We start from the raw sequence: 21,491 nt of genomic DNA, 5'->3' as shown, positions 1-21,491 counted from the left end.
AATAATCTTTGCAAAACATATCTGCTCAGGACTATTCGAAAAGCTAAATATAAACAGGTTTTAATAAATATAAAAATCAGACACGTTTGCGTAGGTATGCAAACGTGTCTGTGAATTTTTTGTGAATTCTGAGTTGTCTGAAAATTTGTTTCTTGTATAAAAATTCCGTTCCTTTGCGAAAGAAAATTCAAGAAAAGCAAGTTAAATTATATTAATGAAGTCACAAAACGGTGCTTGCCTGCGTACACAATACAGTTAAACTAAAAAATTTTAGATATATGAACAAAAAACGTTTACTATTATTTACGATAGTTCTTCTAAGTCTGGATTATTATGCAAAAGCCCAGACAGACTCGATAAAAAATTATAAACTCAACGAGGTTGTGGTTGAGGGTACACGCAACTATGCCATTGCAGACGGTGTGGTTTACATTCCGTCAAAAGAAGCGAAGCAGCATGCTATAAACATAAACGACCTGCTGGCAAGAATGATGGTGGCAGGACTTAGAGTTGATCTTGGTTCAAACAAAGTGGAAACAACTTATCAAGGCGAAGTGCATTTCTACATTGACGGCGTGGAGGCGCAAGACTGGGAGGTGAAAGCCCTGAGACCGAAAGACGTGCTGCACGTAGAATATCTCAAATCACCTGCAGATCCTAAATACAAGAATTATCAGGCAGTGGTAAACCTCGTGATGAAGAAATACAAATACGGAGGATATGTGCTCGGCGAGGTTAATCAGTCGTTCGTCTACAACAGCGGCAACTATGGAGCCGCGGCAAAAGTGAATACTGGCAAATGGACGCTTACGGGACTGGCCGAAGCCTACTACCGCAACGCTGACGACATAACGCACAACACCGGCACACAATACATATTCAGTAAGGACAACATAATAGACAAGCTGACAGAAGAAACGCAAAGAGAACACACAAAGATGTTCACAACAGCCGTAAACGCAAGATACATAAGCGACAAGCTGACCTTCACGGCATCGGCAGGATACAGATATGAAAGCACGCCGGTGAACAACAGCGACATAAACATAACCTATACAGGCAACAACGCACCAGACAACGGCAAGGCTCTGACGGAAGCGTCGTCGAAAGGCATGCTGCCATACATCAACACATACTTCCAGTTGTCAAAGTTGCCCCGCAACTCAATGCTGTACGGCGCGGCATCGTTCTCTTACAACCACAACGACGCGTCTACCCTGTACACATTCGGCAGCCCGATATTCAATGCCACCGAGGAAGACGTGTATCTGCCTGACGTATGGATGTCATACGCCTTTCCGCTATACAAACAAAACTATATGACCGTAACGGCAGAATATAAATCTGAAATATTCAACACGCTCTACACAGGAACGGACAACACACGACAGAAACTCATAAACAACTATGTCTATGCCAGAGTGAGATATAACCACAAATTCTCTGACAACTGGTCGGCAAACGCGCAGATAGAAGTGCCTGTAAACTTCTACAAGGTGAACGACGACGGTTATGACACCAAGCCATACGTAAACGGATTCGTAGTAATGAACGGCCGCATCGGAAAGAAACACTCTCTGTATGCATACGCGCAAATTATGCAGATGCCGATAACTCCTTCATTCTATAACACCGTGGTGCGACAGGACAACGAGATTGAAGGCACCAAGGGCAACGCCGGCCTGAAGCCTCAACGGTATGCCTCAGCCCTTATGTCGTATGCATGGATGCCTATAAACGGATTTTCGCTTAACGCCGACGTTATCTGGGAAGAGATAATGCACGACATTGTGCCCTTATGGCATGCGGAAAACGGACTTATGATTAAGGACATCGTTAACAGCGGCAACTACGACATCATATCGGCATCGCTTACACCGTCGCTGTCGCTTGCCGGCGGAAAGCTTAACATACAGGCAAAGCTGTATTACGCACACGAGATGCATTCGGGCATAAGGAATTTCTCGTTAAACAACTATGGCTTGTACCCATACGTAAGCTACAACATGAACAAGAATTTCTCTGTGTCTGCAGGATACGGCAAAAATTTCAACAAGGGATTTATGCGCGGCGGATACGGCACGACGGCGCAATTCAGCGATAACCTTAAGGTGAATCTGCAATACACAGCCGGAAACTTTTACGCAATGCTGTCAGTAAACTCTGTGCTGAGAAAACACGGCTGGGTGAAGTCATGGTTTGACAGTGACAATTTGCACAGCAGCGAATATCTGTCGCGTCCGTGGGACGGAAGATACGTCAGCCTGACGATGCGCTACACACTCGACTTCGGCCGTAAGACAGATCATGGCAACAATGCCAGGTTTGAAGGCAGCGCAAAAACAAGCGTGCTGAAATAATAACAATGAAAATTGTCAAAGCGTAATGACAATACGATGGTTACGCTAAAACGGCTAATAGAAAAATGCCAAGACTAATTGTTCTTTCATTTACAAATGTCTGTGCCCCAAAAGGCATACTGTAATGCGATAAGCGAAGAAGCTGTATATGCCAACGCAGCACAGATAAACACTCCCGACTCGAGTCTGATACCAGGAGGGCTTACGGATGAAGAAGGCAATTTCTCTGATTAGCTTTGTTGGTTCATTTTAGTTGCACAGGCGGCGCATTAGTCTTTTAACGATAAAAAGTCCGGAAACAACATGACTATTGTTCTGTCGGATATGCTATCCGACAGCATAAAGTATAAGGATCTTTAATCCGAAACTCATACCTATTAATCAAAAATAGGAAGCAAGCGGATTAAAATCCTTATACTCAATTCCGGCAGATTATTTCTATTGATTGTCGGCTGCGCTCGGCATAACCAAATATAATTTGCTTCTACTCTCGCTTGCACGACAATTGCAAATCAGCCGGTACATTAGCTTTGTTGGTTCAACTCAGTTTTACATACGGCGTATTAGTTTTATAACTATAAAAACGTCAGAAAGCAACAAGACTATTGTTCTGTCGGATATGCTATCCGACAGCATTAAATATAAGGATCTGTGATCCGAAACTCATACCTATTAATCAAAAAATAGGAAGTAGGCGGATTAAAATCCTTATACTCAATTTCGGCAGATTATTTCTATTGATTGTCGGCTGCGCTCGGCATAACCAAATATAATTTGCTTCTGCTCTCGCCTGCACAACAATTGCAAATCTGCCGGAACATTAACTTTGTTGATTCATATCGGTTACACAAGCGAATTCTTCACTTAAACATGCTCCTTTAACTACTAAAAGTCTTATTTTCTCTTTTCCAGGCATACATACTGTCTAATTTTTATACACCACTGTCCAAATATTAGACATGCATACGAATAGGATATTAGTCTATCTCTCTGATATACAACAAAATACGTTTTATGGCACGGTTTTGGCAATTATAATATCGTACAAATTATAAAATTGCCCATAAAAGCACAACCTTAGTATCTGCCGACAGGCGGTCTGGCCTGAGTCGCCGTATGCGTACCGACAACAGACGAGATAATATGTAACCCATATCCTTCAAAAATACGACATGGGAAACAGTATGTAAAAATATTGACAGAAAGAACAATAAAATTATAAATATGAATAAACTTACAATACTAATCATCATGCTCCTTGCACTTACAAAGGCCTATGCACAGCAGATAAGCGGCAAGGTGATGAACGAAAAAGGCATGCCAATGGAATATGCCAGCGTGGCACTGATAAACACTGCCGACTCAAGTCTGATATCAGGAGGGCTTACGGACGAAGAAGGCAAATTCGTTGTAAACGACACAACACACTGCAAGACTCTGGCAGTGAGAGTAACATCACTGGGCTATGAAACCGCCTATGCCGACATTCCGCTAAACGGAGCAATACGCATGCAGCCTCAGGCTAAGGCTCTTGAAGGCATAACAGTAACGGGAGTGAGAAAATTCATAAAGCACAACGCTTCAGGACTTACAGTTGATATGGAAGGCAACCCGCTCGCCAAACTGCCGTCGGTCAATGACGCCATAAGAATGATGCCGATGATTGACGCAACAAGCGGCGGAATAGCAGTACTCGGCAAGGGAACGCCTGAAATATACATAAACAACAGACGCGTAAGGAACAGCAGCGAACTGAGCCAGCTGTCACCGGAAAACATAAAGAGCGTAGACATCATTACAGACCCGAACGTTAAATACGGCTCAAGCGTAACGTCGGTGATAATAATACACACCAAGAAACGCGACAATGGCCTGGCCGGAGTTATAACAGGCTCCGGAACAATGTCTGAAGTTGCATCGGGAAACGTAAACGCCGACTTTTCGTATGTCTTGAAGAACGGATTAGGATTCTTTATCGGAGGCTCTGTTGCCGACAGCGGATTTAAACAGGACAGGACGTATGACGAGAAATTCAACAACAACCAAAATTATACATTAACAGAAGGCGAATATAACAGCCGCAGCAAATCAATGAACCTGCAGGCAGGAAGCAGCTTTGATTTCGGAGAAAGCAATTCGGCAGGAGTAAGATACCAATTTTCGAGAACACCGTCAAGCAAATACAACACGGACAGCAACATAAAGACCAACGCTGACGGACAGGAAAGCAGCATTGCTTCGGCAAACGAATCGTTATCGCAGAGCATGCAGCATTATCTTAACGGATATGCCACGATTAAGTTCGGCGCAAAAAAGAACTTTGAGATTACGGCTGACGCCGACTACCTGTACGGAGAAAGCAGAAACAATCAGAACACCACCGAGGACAGCAAAGGGATATACAGCATTGTGAACACATCAAACAGGGCATCGTATCATCTGATTGCCACAAAGGCAAACTTAAACATGGCTTTCGGTAAACTGTCCTTTGACGTGGGAGGCGAATATTCGTACACGTCAGACAGGACTGATTTTGGCAGCATTATTGACGGCACAGGCTCACAAGCAAACGACTTTATTAAACAGAATCTTGCAGCCGGATATGTCAACGCAACATACAGACCGCTTAACAACCTGACGCTGACAGCCGGAATGAGGGCTGAAGCGACAGACTTCACTTACTATAAAAACGGAGAACGAATAGACGGTCAGTCAAAGTCGTACACCGACTGGCTGCCGAGGTTCACAATCAGCTATGCCGTAAAAGACCTGAGAATAGGACTTTCGTACAACACCAACGTATACAGGCCGAGCTATTCCATGCTAAACAACAATTCGACATACGTGTCGCATACGTCATGGGAGACAGGCAACCCGCTGCTGATCTCATCGACGCCACACAATATAAACCTTAGCATGGCATGGAAACAGACCATGCTTAACGTAACATATATAAGAATGAAAAGACAGATAGAGTATGTCTACATGCATATGCCTGACTATAACCTCAACATACGCAAGCCGATAAACCTGCCTGACTTCAACAAACTAAACATAGTGCTGTCGCACAGCATGGATATCGGCTTCTGGCATCCAATGGTACAGGGACAGCTCGCCGTCTGTGACTTAAAATACGGCTCGCAAGAAGAGAGCTACAACAAGCCCATAGGAAGCATTAGTCTTCAGAACCGTTTCGACCTGCCTTGGGGGATATATGCATACCTTACGGGATGGTGGTCGAGCAAAGGCAATAACAACACTTATTATATGTACGACAACGCCTCGGTGTATGTTTATTTGTTGAAAAGCATAGGCAACTGGTCGTTCTCTCTTTTGGCAAACGACATCTTCGGCACACAGAAGCAAAAGCATCTCACACGCACAAACGGAGTTAACGTAACCGAATACCGTAAAGGTGCTTCGCAACTGATACAACTGTCTGTAACCTACTCGTTCAACAGTAAAAACAAAAAGAAATATAAAGGTAAGGGAACCGGCAGTTCTGAGCTTAACAGATTCTGACAAGTATTTGTTTTAACAATATATAAAACGATGAAAAACTTTAAGATATACCTTCAGCACGACGCGATGCATTACTGGATTGCATGCCTGCACATGATATGCAGCCACTATGGAGCAGACAACAGTTTCGACAGATCCCCGGAATGACAAAACTGACATATGGATGCCAACAGCACAAAATGCATCATGGTCTTTCATCATTTAACATAAAATACAACCGACATATATAATTATGTATAGGCGGTGTAAACATAAAATAAAAAAGCGTGAACAGAGATTGAAATTAAAACCAAAATATTATGAAAAAAATACTATTAATAATGTTTGCCGTTATGGCATTTACAGCACACACATTGGCGCAATCTGTCGACACTTCGTCAATAAGCTCTTGTGGCAATACATTATATATCCAGTGGCACAGAAGCTATTGCTCCATTTATAAAAACATATTGAAGAGATGTTACCTTTAATTTATGGGAACAAAAAAGAGAAATAGTAAATTATAATTAAATACCAACGTTAAATTTAAGTCGAATCTAAAAGAACAAACATATGAAGACTTTTTTATTAATATTAGCACTGTATATTCATACCACCACTGATATTTATGCGCAACAAGACAGCATAAGTAAAGATTTCAGACTGAGTTCTATTGAAGTGAAAGCTTACAGACCTATAGTAAAAACAGAAGGAAGCAGACAGACTGTAACCGTTAAAGGAACTTTTCTAAGCAAGATGGGAAACCTTGGAAATATGCTGAGTGTCACACCCGGGATAATAGCAAAAGGGAACAACAACTTTGACGTGGCTGGAAAAGGAAAGCCAATATACTATGTTGACGGAAAAGAAGTAACCAATCAAAACATATTCACAACACTGAAAACATCAGACATTGCAAAGATAGAAATTGAAAGAGAACCTTCAGCCAAATATCCGGCAGGAACCAACGCTGTGATAAACATAATAACAATAAAACCACTAAAAGACTTCATTGCACTTGACGTCTATAATACGACCACTGTAAGACGGAAATTCTCAGAAAATCCATCATTTGAGCTTCGCATGAAATATGGTATATGGAATTCATCTATAGGATATGATTACGGAGCTTGGATGTCTCTCAACAAAGAAACATATTATACAGAGATTTTTCATCCCGACCGTACATTCCGAAGCGATGAAGCCAACGAATTATTCATGGGTTCTCACAGTCACGACATAACGTGGAATAATAATTTCGACATCAACAAAAACAACACAATAAGTCTGGCTTATTACTTCCAGCATGAAAAAGAAAACGACATAGGTAATGCTGATATGAAATATTCTGATACAGAAAAATACAACGACAAGAATATCAGAAGACAAACAATAGACAATCGTAACCTACATAATGTAACTCTATATTACAAAAGTAAAATAGGACAATCACTCCTGTCACTGGGCGGAGACTATTCTATAATAAGCAACAATTCGCGAACAGATATTGCAGAAAAAAACAAAAATAATGATAACGGGAACAATAACTTTACGAAAACTACGAACAAATATAAAATAATGACACTTAATGCCACTTATTCATTTAATCTGCCTTTCAATATCAGTTCGGAAGCAGGGGCACGTTATTATAATGTAAATGACAGATACGGCTATCTGTCTGACAGCAAATGGCAGCCTGAGACATTGGGCTCAAACGGACAGAAGACGGAAGACAATGTTACAGCCGCATATTTAAGCCTCGGGAAAAAATGGAAAAAAGTTCACTTATCATTGGGTGGGCGCTACGAATATTCTGATACAAAGGTTTGGATAAACACTCTGTCGGAAACAATCAGCAACTCCCGACATACTTCTTTCTTCCTGCCATCGGGTACATTAACCGTCTTCCCGTGGAAAAACTTGACTTTCCAGCTTAATTACAGACGAAGCGTAAATAGGCAGAAATACACCGGCCTTAACCCTTATCCTGTTTATCAGGACTCTTTGTCGTATTCAGCAGGTAACAGAGATCTGCAACCCAGCGTGAACGACAATATCTCAATTTACGCAGGATGGAAAGGATTATACGTGACTGCCGGATATACTCACACACGCAACCTTATAAAAAGCGTTGTATACAATCAGGATCCGTCCACAGATATAGTATGCGAGACACCGATAAACGTTAAACGTTCTGAATCATTTTACACAATGCTTGGATACAACAGAAGAATGTTTTCAGGTAAACTATACTTCAGTGGAAACCTTTACATAAACTTTCCGAAATATAAATACATATTCCTCAATAAAACAATAAAAATACACCATCCGTTTTATTCAGGAAACATGAATTTGTATTATTTTCTGAACAACAAAATTACGGCATACACAACATTCACATTCCAAAGTTATCTTGAAGACACAAATATATCCCAGCGTCCCGCAAACAACTGGAGCGCAGGTGTACAGATGAACATGATAAAAGACAAATTAACACCCACACTCAGTGTATCAGATATCTTGCACCGTGCAAATTATAACAATATTGATATCAGATACATCAACACCCAACACGGAACCTACGGCACTAATGACATGAGAGGTATCACATTGTCAGCATCGCTCAGTTTGTTTAATCAAGACATAACAGTAAGTTCATCAAGAAATAACAACGATGTGATAGACAGAACAAGGCAATAATCAATAAAAATCAGAATATTAAATGCTATATAAATTCATAAATTATGAAAAGATTCTTGGTAGTACTTCTATTTTTTAACGCCATTATCTATACAGATTCACTGATATCCCTCTTAGAAAGAATTATATGAAATGTCAATCTTAAGCAAGAAAGAACCATAAGAAAATTGACTTGGACAAGGACATCATGAAAGATATTCAGGATGACCTCAACTTGATGAACCGTAAATATTAGTTTGATTTTCGGGTATTATAAAATAAATGAGAAACTTTAAACTCTACCTTCAGCACGACGCGATGCAGTGCGGTTTAGCATGCCTGCGCATGATATGCAGCCACTATGGGACAGACTACATCTTCGACAGATCCCCGGAATGACAAAACTGACATATGGATGCCAACAGCACAAAATGCATCATGGTCTTTCATCATTTAACATAAAATACAACCGACATATATAATTATGTATAGGCGGTGTAAACATAAAATAAAAAAGCGTGAACAGAGAAATGTTCACGCTTTTTATATAGAAGTATGTATTTTCTGATTTTACTTAGCGTATGCCACGCTTCTTGTTTCACGGATAACAGTGATCTTAACCTGTCCCGGATATGTCATCTCGTTCTGAATCTTAGTTGCTATCTCGCCAGACAGATTCTCTGTTTCCTTATCGTCCATCTTATCCGCACCGACGATTACGCGCAACTCGCGGCCAGCCTGAATTGCGTATGTCTTTGTAACGCCCGGATAACTCATAGCGATAGCCTCAAGATCATTAAGACGCTTGATGTAAGCCTCTACAATTTCGCGGCGTGCGCCAGGACGGGCTCCACTGATAGCATCGCAGACCTGAACGATAGGAGCGAGCAGTGTGTTCATCTCTATTTCATCGTGGTGAGCGCCAATGGCATTAACGATATCCGGCTTCTCCTTATACTTTTCAGCAATCTTTGCACCATAAAGAGCATGCGGCAGTTCGCTCTCCTCGTCAGGCACTTTACCTATATCGTGCAACAATCCGGCACGTTTAGCCTTTTTAGGATTAAGACCAAGCTCAGAAGCCATTACAGCACAGAGGTTGGCTGTCTCACGGGCATGCTGCAAGAGATTCTGACCATAGCTTGAACGATACTTCATCTTACCGATGATACGTATAAGTTCAGGATGCAGACCATGTATACCAAGGTCGATGGCAGTACGCTTACCTGTCTCGATAATCTCGTTATCGAGCTGCTTCTTAACCTTAGCAACAACTTCCTCGATACGTGCCGGGTGGATACGTCCGTCAGTAACAAGCTGATGAAGAGCCAGACGGCAAACCTCACGGCGAACAGGATCGAAAGCAGAAATGACAATAGCCTCAGGAGTGTCATCGACAACAATCTCGACACCTGTTGCTGCTTCAAGAGCTCTGATGTTGCGTCCTTCACGGCCGATGATACGTCCTTTCACTTCATCGTTGTCGATATGGAACACGCTGACAGAGTTTTCTATCGCGGTTTCAGTGGCAACGCGCTGTATTGTCTGTATAACGATTTTCTTAGCCTGAGCATTGGCGTTAAGCTTAGCCTCGTCCATAATCTCGTTGATATAGCTTGCAGCATCTGTACGGGCTTCGTCTTTCAGACTCTCAACAAGACGGTTCTTTGCCTCTTCTGCGCTGAGACCGGAAAGTTCCTCAAGCTTTGCACGCTCCTGAAGCTGCATCTTGTCGAGTTCCTCCTGCTTAATCTGCAAAAGTTTCTTTTCATTATCAACACGCTGCTGCTGCTGATCTACGTCCTGCTTTCTGCGGCCCAGTTCTTCCTGGCGCTGATTCAAAGAGAGTTCTCTCTGCTTCAGGCGGTTCTCGCTCTGCTGAATTTTCTGGTTACGGCTCTGCACCTCCTTTTCGAGTTCAGACTTTTTATTAAGAAGAATCTCCTTAACCTCGAGCTTCTTCTTTTCCTTCAACACTTCAGCTTCTTTTTGAGCTGCAGAAATCATTTCATTATATTTCCCGGTAAGAACATACCTGAATATAAAATATCCGCATAGTCCACCCAAAACAAGTGCTACGACGGCAATAATAATATTTAATATCATTTGTTTATTTTAATAATGTTAATATTCTCACTTTTATTTTTTATCCGTAGTTGCACGCATGCCTGTATCAGACACGCCAAGAGCATCTTCGATCTCATTGGTTATCTTTGTGAGAATATCATCATAGGGTGCTGTGTCGTTGTTAGTTTTTTCAAACTCCAGATTCAGTGCGATATTAATCATCGCCATATACAAGATTTCTTTCTCGCTTTTAGTTGACCTAAAGCGTTCTGAATATGTATTTACCGTTTCTGTTATAAGCTTGGCCGCATTACGATAAAAAGGCTCTTCTTCCGGTATTATATTATAAACCGGTATCTCTGTATCATAAACGTGCAGTCTTATATTTAATTTATCTTTTCCTTCAGCCATCACTACGTCACTATTCCTCACTAAGCAGCGTGATACATTTATTAACCTCACGTATAAGGCCTGACAGTCTGCGCTTTGCCGACTCAATGTCGCCGTCAGATATCTCCATCATTTTGGCCATCTTGAGGCTTTCGTAGTCTTTCTGTGCCTGTTCCAAAGTTGATTTCAGACGCTTCATTTCCTCCTCCTGTGCATCAAGCATCGCATAAAGCTCCTCGTTTTCTTTCTTCAATTGGTTGTACTGAAGAATCAACTGCCTTACACGTGTGGTAAACAGCGTCATTATTTTATCATTGTCAGCCATCACAAAAAGTTTTGCCTACAAATTTAGCACAAATTTATCAACTTGCAAAATTTATTCATCCGATTTTACATAAATCAACAAATTATGCCATAACGAGACTGCGGAGGCAAACTCATTACGGCATATAAGCAGACTTAATATTTCGAATTATTTTTCAAGTTGTCATCATCAGCGGGACGCGGTTCCTTCTTAGCCAGCATTACGACCTGGAACACAAAATCGGTTATCCATTTTTCGCTGAAGCCCAACCGTTTATCGTAATTACGGATGGCTACCACCGTCTTCATGACGCCCATATCCTTAAAGTCGTTCTTATGGAAAATGTCAGCTACGGTCTTTTCGGTCATTCCATATATAGCCTTTTTCATGAACGAAGGCATACGAAGCTTAAACTTCATCAGATTACCCATAAGCATCATGAGATCTTGAGTAAAATTCTGGAACTGGATAAGATATGTCTGCACGTCCTGTATCTTACGGCAATTCTTACGGATGCTTTGGTCAACTTCCTTGAAGAAGTCATCTTCTGTATTATACAAGTCCTTAAGCATCTTTTTACAATGCTTTTTCTCCCCCACTCCAAGTTTGTTGTTCAATGTCGGAACGTGAAGAGTGGTTTTGAACATTCTCAGGTCAGGAAGCATCGCCAGATTAGTTATGCCGGCATTTTCAGCGATTGCAGCCTGAAGATAGACACGCACAAGTGTCATATAATCTTCCATGCCTCCAGTCTTATGTTCTTCTTTTTTATTGCTTTTTCCAAATAATTTACTTAAAAGTCCCATGTCTTTAATCAATATAATTTAAACTAACGAGCCATGAACAATATCACGGCAATTAAAATATAAATGCAAAATTACATCAAATACATCAAAAATCAAAATAAAATTTGATTATTATCAACTTTTATTATACCTTTGCAAAGCATATGCGATTATTGCAATTGATGTATAATTTTTTAAACAACATCACAAAGACCTGACAAAACAGGCATTCAACAGGTTAAGTATTATTTAATTTAACAGCAAAACAAGATGAAAGGTATTGTATTGGCCGGTGGTTCTGGCACACGTTTATATCCAATCACTAAAGGTATCAGCAAGCAATTGATACCAATTTTTGACAAGCCGATGATATATTATCCCATTTCAGTACTTATGCTTTCTGGCATAAAAGACATTCTGATAATATCAACACCACACGACCTGCCTGGATTCAAAAGACTGCTAGGAGACGGCTCCGACTATGGCGTACATTTCGAATACGCCGAACAGCCTTCGCCTGATGGACTTGCACAGGCATTTATCATCGGCGAGGAATTTATCGGCGACGACAGCGTATGCCTTGTATTAGGCGACAACATTTTTCACGGAGCAGGATTTTCTGCGATGTTGCACGCAAGTGTCGAAGAGGCAGAGAAGAACGGAAACGCAACTGTATTCGGATACTATGTCAACGATCCGGAACGTTACGGAGTGGCTGAATTTGACAAGAACGGCAACTGTCTCAGCATAGAGGAAAAGCCTGAAAATCCGAAGAGCAACTATGCCGTTGTCGGCTTATATTTCTACCCAAACAGCGTTGTTGAGATTGCAAAGAACATCAAGCCAAGCAAACGAGGCGAACTGGAAATAACATCTGTCAACCAAGAATACCTCAGACGACAGACTCTGAAAGTTCAAACACTTCAAAGAGGATTCGCATGGCTCGACACAGGCACACACGACAGTCTGAGCGAGGCGTCAACTTTCATTGAGGTTATAGAGAAACGTCAAGGTCTGAAAATTGCATGCCTTGAAGAGATTGCATTCAAACAAGGTTGGATTGACTCTGAGAAACTTAAAGAAGTTGCTCAGCCCATGTTGAAAAATGAATACGGAAAATACCTTATAAGTTTAATAGGATAACAAACAAATAAACTAGGATAAAAATAAATGAACGAATTAAAAAACAACCAAGAAGTTCAGGAATTTGCAGAAGAGCAATCTTCCTTCAACTTCCAAACCATTTACAAGGCGTTTATACTTAATTGGAAATGGTTTATTTTATCTATACTGATATGTGTTGGCATTGGTTTTCTTTACCTGCGCTACACTACACCGGTATACAACACAATAGCTAAGTTGCTGATTAAGGACGACGACAACAGCCGACGCTCTGGACGAGGAGGCCTTCAGGCACTGGAGAGTATGTCTAACCTTGGTATTATAAGCAACAACTATGGTATAGAGAATGAGCAGGAAATCCTGACATCAACCACTGTTGCCGAACAAGCTGTACGCGACTTAAAATTATACGTCAATTATTATCTAAAGGGGCATGTAAAAGACCAGCTTATATACAAAGAGCAGCCAATAAATGTTGACATGGATTTTGCCCACATGGATAAGCTGAATGCTCCGGTCAAACTAAAAATTACAAGAAAAGACAATGGCTACATTGTCAAAGGTACATATTATATCCCAGAAAACGAGGTTGCTTTTGACGGTCCTTACGAAATAGAAAAGACAATAGATGGCATACCTGCCGTAATACGTACAAAAGTCGGAATTATCACATTGACTGCAAACGGCCGTTATAAACTTGAAGACGGAGAATCAGAAATTGCCATATTAAATTCACCCCGTATTGCTGCATATAAATATGTCAAGAGCTTATCCGTTGAACAGACATCAAAGACGTCTTCTGTATTGAGCCTGCAGCTTCAGGATCAGGACATAAGCCGCAGTATGGATTATCTGCGCCAGCTTGTGGTTTGCTATAACAGACAAGCCAACGAAGACAAGAACGAAATAGCCGTACGTACAGAAGAGTTCATCAATGAACGTCTGGCAAAAATCAATGCCGAACTTAGTTCGACAGATGGCGAACTTGAAGATTACAAGAAGCGCAACAGGCTGATGGAGCTAAAACTGGATGCCACCACGACATCGACAAACACTTCTGTATACGAGCAGAAGCTCAATGAGGCAAACACTCAGATATCTCTGATAACCAGCCTTATCAACTTTGCCAACCGTCCCGGTAACAGGCATCAGGTTTTGCCGTCAAATGTAGGACTTCAAGACGAAGCGTCAACATCGCTTATCAATGAATACAACAAGATAGCCCTCGAACGCAACAGACTGCTTCGCACGGCTTCAGAAAACAGCCCGGTGGTAATAGAGCTGACATCACAACTCGATGACATGCAGGCAAGCATACATCAGGCTCTGCAGCAGGCAAAGAAGAGCCTCACAATACAACGTGACGCCATACAGATGCAGCTGGGCCAATACAGCGGTGAAGTAACCAAAGCCCCTGAACAGGAGCGTATACTAACTCAGATCGGAAGACAGCAGGAAGTAAAATCAGGACTCTATCTTATGCTATTGCAGAAACGTGAAGAGAACTCTATCTCATTAGCAGCAACAGCAGACAAAGGAAAACTTATCGAAATGCCGCAGTACGCCGGCAAGGTTAGCCCGAAGGGCAGCATAATAATGCTTATAGCCCTCATAATGGGTATAGCCATTCCGTCTCTGATTTTATACGTAATTAATTTCTTCAGATACAGAATTGAAGGCCATGAAGATGTTGCAAGCCTTACCAAGCTGCCAATCATTGCAGACATTGTCGTAGCAAGCGAAACAGCAAAGACAAGGGCAGACATTGTCGTACACGAGAACCAGAACAACCAGATGGAGGAAATATTCCGCTCTATGCGTACGAATATTCAGTTTATGCTGAAAGAAAAGCAAAACGTAATCATGTTTACGTCTTCAACATCCGGCGAAGGAAAGACATTTACAGCAGCCAACCTGGCCGTAAGCTTTGCACTTCTCGGCAAGAAAGTAATCCTCATCGGTCTTGATATCCGTAAGCCAAGATTGGCAGAATTGTTTAAGATAAACAATCACAATAACGGTATCACGCCATTGCTTACAATGACGAATCCGGAATGGAGCGATGTTAAAAAACAAATCGTACCTTCAGAGATTAACAATAACCTCGATCTTCTGATGGCAGGTCCTATTCCTCCCAACCCGGCAGAGCTTGTTTCTCGCCCAGCACTTGAACAGGTGCTCAACTTGCTCAGAGAGAACTACGACTATGTATTGGTAGACACGGCTCCGGTCGGACTGGTAACAGATACGTTGCAGATTGGCAAGCATGCCGACATCTGTATCTATATGTGCCGTGCAGACTACACTCCGAAAGCCAGCTTCGGCATGATAAACGAACTGGCTGCAGAGAACAAGTTGCCAAATCTGTGCATCGCTATCAACGGCATAGACCTTTCAGACAAGAAGTATGGCTATTATTATGGATATGGCAAATACGGCAAGTATGGCAAATACGGACATTACGGCAAGGGTAAGTCGTATGGCTCATACGGCAACTATGGCGATTATTCTAACAGCCATTACGGCAACAAAAACGACACATCTGTAAAAAGATAACAACTGACTAAAAGTATACGGCGGCTTTCTCATCAGAAAGTTTCCGTATACTTTTAAACATTTATATTCAATTACTTATAAAGTTATTCATATTTAGCATTATTTTTTTGAAATAGAATTATGACTATTGCAGTAGACTTTGACGGCACAATTGTTGAACACAGATATCCTGAAATAGGCCAGGAGATTCCGTTTGCGACAGATACTCTTAAAATGTTGATTGCTGATCATCACAAGCTCATATTATGGTCTGTACGCGAAGGCGAACTGCTCGACGAGGCCGTACAATGGTGCAAGGACCGCGGAGTGGAATTTTATGCTGTTAATAAAGATTATCCTGAAGAACAAGGCACGTCAAACAACAACCACTACTCACGCAAGCTTAAAGCAGACATGTTTATTGACGACCGCAATATAGGAGGCCTGCCTGATTGGGGAACAATATACAGAATGATAAAAGAAAACAAGACATATAAAGACATCATGATGGAACGCCAGGGCCATGTTTCATATGATGAAAGACCTAAGAAAAAACATTGGTGGCAATTCTAATCAAAAGATATAAATAAAAGCATTGCGCAAAAAGCGTGATGCTTTTTTTAGCTCCCTATCCCGAAATTTTTTAATTCGATGTAATAATACATCGGATTATCCGTAAAAAACCATTTATTTTCAATGAAAAACTGGGCCACTTTTGATGCAAAAGTGGCCCAGTTACGACTCAAAAACAATAGGTTAATGATTTAAAACCAATACACGTCGTTTTACTTATACATTTCGCAAACCCTACTGTAATATCAACGATTTGCAACCACAACCAGGCTCTCTGCTTTCGATTTTTTTACATTCAAAATTAGCGCTGCTTATAAAAGTGCCATAATGACTGCTAAACAAAACGGGCAAAGAATAATACTATGCAAAATTTTGTTTACCTATGTCCCAATATTCTTTTAATCATATTTCACCAGATATCCTTATAACTAAGCTGTAAGCCATATTCAGTCAAGCAAGCAAACATCAACCTATTTTCCTGAATACAAAACGGACAATCAAAAAGTTTGTCGGTATTGCAATACAATAAACAGGCACAGGCGCAAGCTCTTTGCTCACACCAAGCCAAAGGAATAGATTAAGCAGTCCAATCTGCAGGAAATAGTTGAAAAGATGAGCTCCGCCAAAGCCAAAACCATTTTTAACCGACTTTTTCTTACGGAACGTAAACTTTGCCGACAACAGATAGTTTACCACAAAACTCAGAAAATATCCTATGGTATAAGCAACATTTACGTCGATTACACTTTGCAAAAGCCAATATATGCCATAATGCAGGGCCGTGGCAATAACGCCTACGATGCCAAAACGTATTATCTCAAAAAAAGTTTCACGACTTAACAGCATAATTTATAATATTCTATTCTGCAAAGGTAATGCAAAGCTGAAACAAAACCAAATATTTGAAAAACGATTAACAGCACGTGCTACATGCGGCGCAATATACGTGGAAACTGATATGCAAAAATCAGCGTACATAGTATTGCTGCAGTTGCATCAGATATTCCTTCGGCTGCATAAACGCCCATCACGCCCATATACTTAGGCAACAGCAAAGCCAAAGGTATGAGCAATATAACTTTACGGAGCAAGGCGATAAAGACAGAAACCTTAGCCTGTCCCAGGGCTACAAACATATTCTGGCACGTGCGCTGCAGTCCAAAAATGGTCATACCGCACAAGAATACGGGCATGGCCCGGCATACCGTACTGATAAGAGCTTCGTCGGTTGTAAAGGCTGCTGCAACCAAAGACGGAAACAGAACCATGAACAGCACAAGTACGAAATTAAACGTAAACATTATTGCCAGCACAATCTTGAAGCATTCCTTTACACGGTTTCTGTCTCCATGGCCATAGTTGTAGCTGACAATAGGCACAAAGCCCTGCGCAAAGCCTGCAAGGGGAACACTAACTACAAGCATGGCGCTCTGCATTATGGCCAAAGCGCTGACATTAATGTCGCCGAACTTTTCAAGACTGCTGTTAAGGACAAAGCCAACGAGGCTCTCCGTACTTGCCATAATGAACGGCGACACACCCAAAGCCAGAATGTGAGAAATCACGTTTCTGTCAGGGCGCATATACCTAAACTCCAATCTGAGTGAAGCACGCTTTGACGTTAGAAAACTTACTATCCACAACGCGCTGCATGCCTGCGATATAACAGTAGCCAAAGCCGCGCCCCTGACGCCCATGCCCATCACAAAAATAAAAATAGGGTCGAGTATTATGTTAAGAACGGCGCCTATCAGCACCGAATACATCGCTATCGCCGGACGTCCCTGAGTGTTTATAAACGTGTTAAGTCCTACCGACGTTTCAACAAACAGTGTACCTAAAAGATAAATTGAAAGATAATCTTTTGCGTAACCTACAGTATTCTCAGACGCGCCGGTAAACATCAGCAACGGCTCCATGAAGAGATATGTAAGAGTAGTGGTCAGAAGCGTAAAAATAAGCAACAGGACAAAACCGTTACCCAAGGTCTGCCCTGCCCTCTTTCTGTCGCCCTGACCGAGGGCTATGGCAGCCAACGGAGCACCGCCGCCACTGACTATTGCCGAAAACGCAGAAATAAGTATTATTATGGCCCCCGTAACGCCGATACCAGCCAGCGCGTCCGTGCCGATGCCCGGAATATGGCCGATATATATCCTGTCGACCAGATTATACAACAGATTCACAATCTGAGCTGCCACCGACGGCATAGCCATGCGCAGCACAAGAGGCAACATTCTGTCTGTACCCAAACGTTCTTCGTATGCCGTATTATTTAGATTTGCCTTACCCATAAATTACCTTAAAAACTCTAACCTGTAACATTATTCATGCCGAAACCAATATGCAGACATCAAGCAAGATTGCTGCATCGATGATTTCAAGGTGCAAAATTACACAATATTCATAAAACGGCGTATCTAAAACAAATGTTATTTCCGGCCAAGGCAAAATGATATACAATATGCGAAATCTTAGCAACAGTCAAAAGACATTTGACTACAATATATATAGGTAAAAAATCAGATCGTCCTGACATAACGGCACATACAAGCCGCCATTATTATAAAAGGAAATATCAGTCATAAACAGAAAATACTCTAAAAGGCGAAATGATTTTTATAAGCGCGAGCCGCTGCTTTCATAATAAATGTTAACGTCAGTTTATAATCAGGCAGGCAAAACGTTATAACACTAAACAAGGAAAATATATGGAGCAGACAGAGTTCGAACAAATAGCAAAATCAACAAGAGCAAAAGCTGTGGCTACAGCCCTTGCCCTCTCTATGAGCAAGGATGAAGCCGAAGACATTGCTCAAGACGTGATGCTAAAGCTCTGGACATTGCGCAACGACATAAGCAGCAAGACTGACGCCGAGAAACTGGCAGTATGCATTGCACGCAACAAGGCAATAGACGTACACCGCAAAAGGCCTCAGCAGCCATTGGACAGCCACAGCAACATAGCCGACAGCAAGGCTCCGGCCCCGGACGTCTGTGTTGAAATAAAAGAAGACCACAACTGGCTGATGAAACGGGTGGCCGAACTTCCTCCGAAGGAATATCAGATACTAAAGCTGAGGCAGGTTGAACATAAAAGCAACGAGGAAATAGCCAAGCTGCTCGGCATGGAAAAAACCTCGGTGGCAACTCTACTATCAAGGGCTAGAATGAAAATACTGAAAGAATTTCAAAAAAGGGCTGGAATATAACACTATGAATAAAGAAATAGAACAACTCATAAAGCGATTCATGGACGGACAGACTACGGTTGACGAAGAAAACCGCATAGCTGAATATCTCCGCACACATGAAGTGGAAGACGAATGGAAGCCATACAAAGATATGTTCGGATGGTTTGAAGACGGAATGCCATTACAATCCAACGGACAAAAGCATACGGTAAAAAACAGGAGTAAAGCCATAACAGTGGCTATGCTCATGGCAGCAGCCGCAGCAATAGTAGCATTGGTTATGATAGTGCGTCCTGGTACTCCGGACATTATGCCTGAACAACAAACAGTTAACGCAGCCGGCAAATTGGCGACAGAAGAAAATATCAGATCATCCAAAGATACTTTGGCCATCGACTCTATGAAGAAAGAGGCCGTAAAGCCAAATAAGAAAAAGAGCAGAATAAAGAGAAGGGGCTACAAAGTGATGCCGCCAAAGACATATCTCGCAAAGGCTGAGCGCGACTCGATAAATGTTGTAGCCGACCAAATGGCTGAAGAAAAGCTGCGCCAGATATGTTTCGAACAAGAACAAAAAATAAGAGAGATATACGACCTGTATAACAGACAGGATATAAAGATAGAACTTATTATGGCCACCCTCGAAGAAGGTATTGACTATGAAACAGAAGAAAACGAATATTATTAAAAAACATACCATTATGAAGACATATAGATATTTTGCCACAACAGCAGCGTGCATAATAATGTCGCTTGGTGCCCATGCCCAAAAGAATATAGACAATGCCATTGATGACTTTGTGAACAATAAAAATTATGAGGAATACATAAAGAAAGAAGTTACAATGGAGCAAAACGGCGTAAAAGACAAATCTTACTGCTATTCATATACCTTTGAGCTTCCGTCAAATAAGTCGAAAGCCTTAAACAGCATACACTCTGCATTCAACAAAGACGCATCAAATGCCTATAATTTGGCAAAAAGATCAAGCGGTATAAGCGATGCAACACTGATGAGAGTAAGCTATGGCCGCAATCTTGACAAAGAGATTTTGTTCGGAAAACATATTGACCATAACTATGATGTTATGTTGTTTCATGACAGCAACGACAGTCTTTACAGATACGTTTATGCCATAGTATGGAAGGAGAAAGTAAAAGAAGACAAAGTATGGGGAATAATATATAAGATATACGGAAAAGACCCACAGAAAGTGGATCGCCCTGCCACAAGAACAATTATTACCATGAAAGACAACGGCGATATAGTTACTATTAATGACAACGGACATATTATAACACATAAATCAGGACAATCGTCATCGTACAACAATAACAAAGATTTTTCAAATATAACAATCCACACAAGCGATGACGCAATAAAAACTGACATGGACTTTCTGAAAAGATTCGGAAATCTAAGGGTTGCATATTATGCCGTTCTGGATGAAGGCGGTTCAAACAAGCTCACTATCTGCACTGGAATTGTAAACAAAATATTGGAACTATGCAAGTCATACGGCAGCCTGCTCAACGAAAGCGAGAAGGTGACATGTATGGACAGCATTAAGGAAATGCAAAAGCGCAGCAAAGACAATTATCTCAAAGCGCTGCTCAACGAAGCAATTAACGAACTGAAATAATCATAATACTCGCTCTAAAATAAAAAATCTTTAAGATTAAAACAAGTCAAAACAAAGCATTCCGTCCTTGTCTTGCCAATGGCTGAAGACAAGGGCGGAACTTTTTATATAATGGCTTCAGCTATTTTTATCCTCTGCCATATTCAATTAACACGAATAGCCAAAACAGCTTGAATATTTAATCCATAGGCAAAATATTTTATCGCATTATCCATATGGCAGAATATTATAGTAACCGGTCAAACATTTGTAACAGTCAATACATAAAACTCAAAAATAAAATATAAAATGACAGGGCAAAATGTATATTTATGACTAAAATTACTATCTTTGCAGAT

At 41.2% G+C, this 21,491-nt stretch carries 17 protein-coding genes; 11 read left to right on the top strand and 6 right to left on the bottom strand.

The features are described 5' to 3' along the window. Positions 1–278: 278 nt before the first annotated feature. The 5 genes from ACZMIG_RS11275 to ACZMIG_RS11255 all read left to right on the top strand — a co-directional run bounded on the left by ACZMIG_RS11275 (position 279) and on the right by ACZMIG_RS11255 (position 8,939). Entirely contained in the window at positions 279–2,360 is a 2,082-nt protein-coding gene (locus tag ACZMIG_RS11275; protein ID WP_418874035.1) for a TonB-dependent receptor, read from the top strand. Between the two features lie 96 nt (positions 2,361–2,456). After that, positions 2,457–2,594 carry a hypothetical protein gene (locus ACZMIG_RS11270; RefSeq protein WP_418874034.1) on the top strand — a complete coding sequence of 46 codons (138 nt, stop codon included), beginning with the start codon at positions 2,457–2,459 and terminating at the stop codon, positions 2,592–2,594. A gap of 990 nt (positions 2,595–3,584) precedes the next feature. Continuing rightward, positions 3,585–5,882, top strand: a complete 2,298-nt coding sequence (locus tag ACZMIG_RS11265; RefSeq protein WP_487889559.1) for a TonB-dependent receptor domain-containing protein — start codon at positions 3,585–3,587, stop codon at positions 5,880–5,882. A gap of 552 nt (positions 5,883–6,434) precedes the next feature. Next, positions 6,435–8,561 (top strand): outer membrane beta-barrel protein, encoded by a 2,127-nt coding sequence (locus tag ACZMIG_RS11260; protein WP_487889558.1) that lies wholly within the window; start codon positions 6,435–6,437, stop codon positions 8,559–8,561. Between the two features lie 261 nt (positions 8,562–8,822). Continuing rightward, positions 8,823–8,939, top strand: a complete 117-nt coding sequence (locus tag ACZMIG_RS11255) for a cysteine peptidase family C39 domain-containing protein (protein WP_302024725.1) — start codon at positions 8,823–8,825, stop codon at positions 8,937–8,939. 171 nt (positions 8,940–9,110) lie between these two features. Here the strand turns inward: ACZMIG_RS11255 and rny are convergent, their stop codons facing one another. The 4 genes from rny to ACZMIG_RS11235 all read right to left on the bottom strand — a co-directional run bounded on the left by rny (position 9,111) and on the right by ACZMIG_RS11235 (position 12,107). Then, complete coding sequence (gene rny / locus ACZMIG_RS11250) at positions 9,111–10,646, bottom strand: ribonuclease Y (protein WP_487889557.1); 1,536 nt, start codon at positions 10,644–10,646, stop codon at positions 9,111–9,113. Positions 10,647–10,679: 33 nt separating this feature from the next. Next, entirely contained in the window at positions 10,680–11,018 is a 339-nt protein-coding gene (gene zapA / locus ACZMIG_RS11245) for a cell division protein ZapA (RefSeq protein ID WP_487889556.1), read from the bottom strand. A 10-nt stretch (positions 11,019–11,028) separates the two neighbouring features. Next, complete coding sequence (locus tag ACZMIG_RS11240) at positions 11,029–11,322, bottom strand: hypothetical protein (protein ID WP_053398179.1); 294 nt, start codon at positions 11,320–11,322, stop codon at positions 11,029–11,031. Positions 11,323–11,456: 134 nt separating this feature from the next. Continuing rightward, entirely contained in the window at positions 11,457–12,107 is a 651-nt protein-coding gene (locus ACZMIG_RS11235; RefSeq protein WP_487889555.1) for a DUF8491 family protein, read from the bottom strand. A 249-nt stretch (positions 12,108–12,356) separates the two neighbouring features. On the opposite strand from ACZMIG_RS11235, the gene rfbA reads away from it, so the two are divergent. The 3 genes from rfbA to ACZMIG_RS11220 all read left to right on the top strand — a co-directional run bounded on the left by rfbA (position 12,357) and on the right by ACZMIG_RS11220 (position 16,316). Then, a complete protein-coding gene (gene rfbA, locus ACZMIG_RS11230) occupies positions 12,357–13,229 on the top strand; it encodes a glucose-1-phosphate thymidylyltransferase RfbA (RefSeq protein ID WP_021853939.1) in 873 nt (290 codons plus the stop codon). Between the two features lie 27 nt (positions 13,230–13,256). Then, positions 13,257–15,764, top strand: a complete 2,508-nt coding sequence (locus tag ACZMIG_RS11225) for a GumC family protein (protein ID WP_053398178.1) — start codon at positions 13,257–13,259, stop codon at positions 15,762–15,764. A gap of 120 nt (positions 15,765–15,884) precedes the next feature. Continuing rightward, positions 15,885–16,316: a BT0820 family HAD-type phosphatase gene (locus ACZMIG_RS11220; protein WP_021853941.1), complete on the top strand. Its 432-nt coding sequence runs from the start codon at positions 15,885–15,887 to the stop codon at positions 16,314–16,316. 465 nt (positions 16,317–16,781) lie between these two features. Here the strand turns inward: ACZMIG_RS11220 and ACZMIG_RS11215 are convergent, their stop codons facing one another. After that, entirely contained in the window at positions 16,782–17,162 is a 381-nt protein-coding gene (locus ACZMIG_RS11215; RefSeq protein ID WP_021853942.1) for a GtrA family protein, read from the bottom strand. An 80-nt stretch (positions 17,163–17,242) separates the two neighbouring features. Then, the gene (locus ACZMIG_RS11210) at positions 17,243–18,610 is read right to left on the bottom strand and encodes an MATE family efflux transporter (protein WP_302353806.1); all 1,368 of its coding nucleotides are present in this window, start codon (positions 18,608–18,610) and stop codon (positions 17,243–17,245) included. Positions 18,611–19,027: 417 nt separating this feature from the next. On the opposite strand from ACZMIG_RS11210, the gene ACZMIG_RS11205 reads away from it, so the two are divergent. Genes ACZMIG_RS11205 through ACZMIG_RS11195 form a run of 3 tightly spaced genes read left to right on the top strand, consistent with a single transcriptional unit; the run spans position 19,028 to position 21,153 of the window. Further along, positions 19,028–19,528 (top strand): RNA polymerase sigma factor, encoded by a 501-nt coding sequence (locus ACZMIG_RS11205; RefSeq protein ID WP_370799831.1) that lies wholly within the window; start codon positions 19,028–19,030, stop codon positions 19,526–19,528. A gap of 4 nt (positions 19,529–19,532) precedes the next feature. Beyond that, positions 19,533–20,198: a PG0215 family putative anti-sigma factor gene (locus ACZMIG_RS11200; RefSeq protein WP_487889554.1), complete on the top strand. Its 666-nt coding sequence runs from the start codon at positions 19,533–19,535 to the stop codon at positions 20,196–20,198. Positions 20,199–20,211: 13 nt separating this feature from the next. Beyond that, entirely contained in the window at positions 20,212–21,153 is a 942-nt protein-coding gene (locus ACZMIG_RS11195; protein ID WP_487889553.1) for a hypothetical protein, read from the top strand. The last annotated feature ends 338 nt before the right edge of the window (positions 21,154–21,491 follow it).

This window comes from Xylanibacter sp. (genome assembly GCF_057607445.1).
This window is presented reverse-complemented; position numbering and strand designations above follow the sequence as displayed.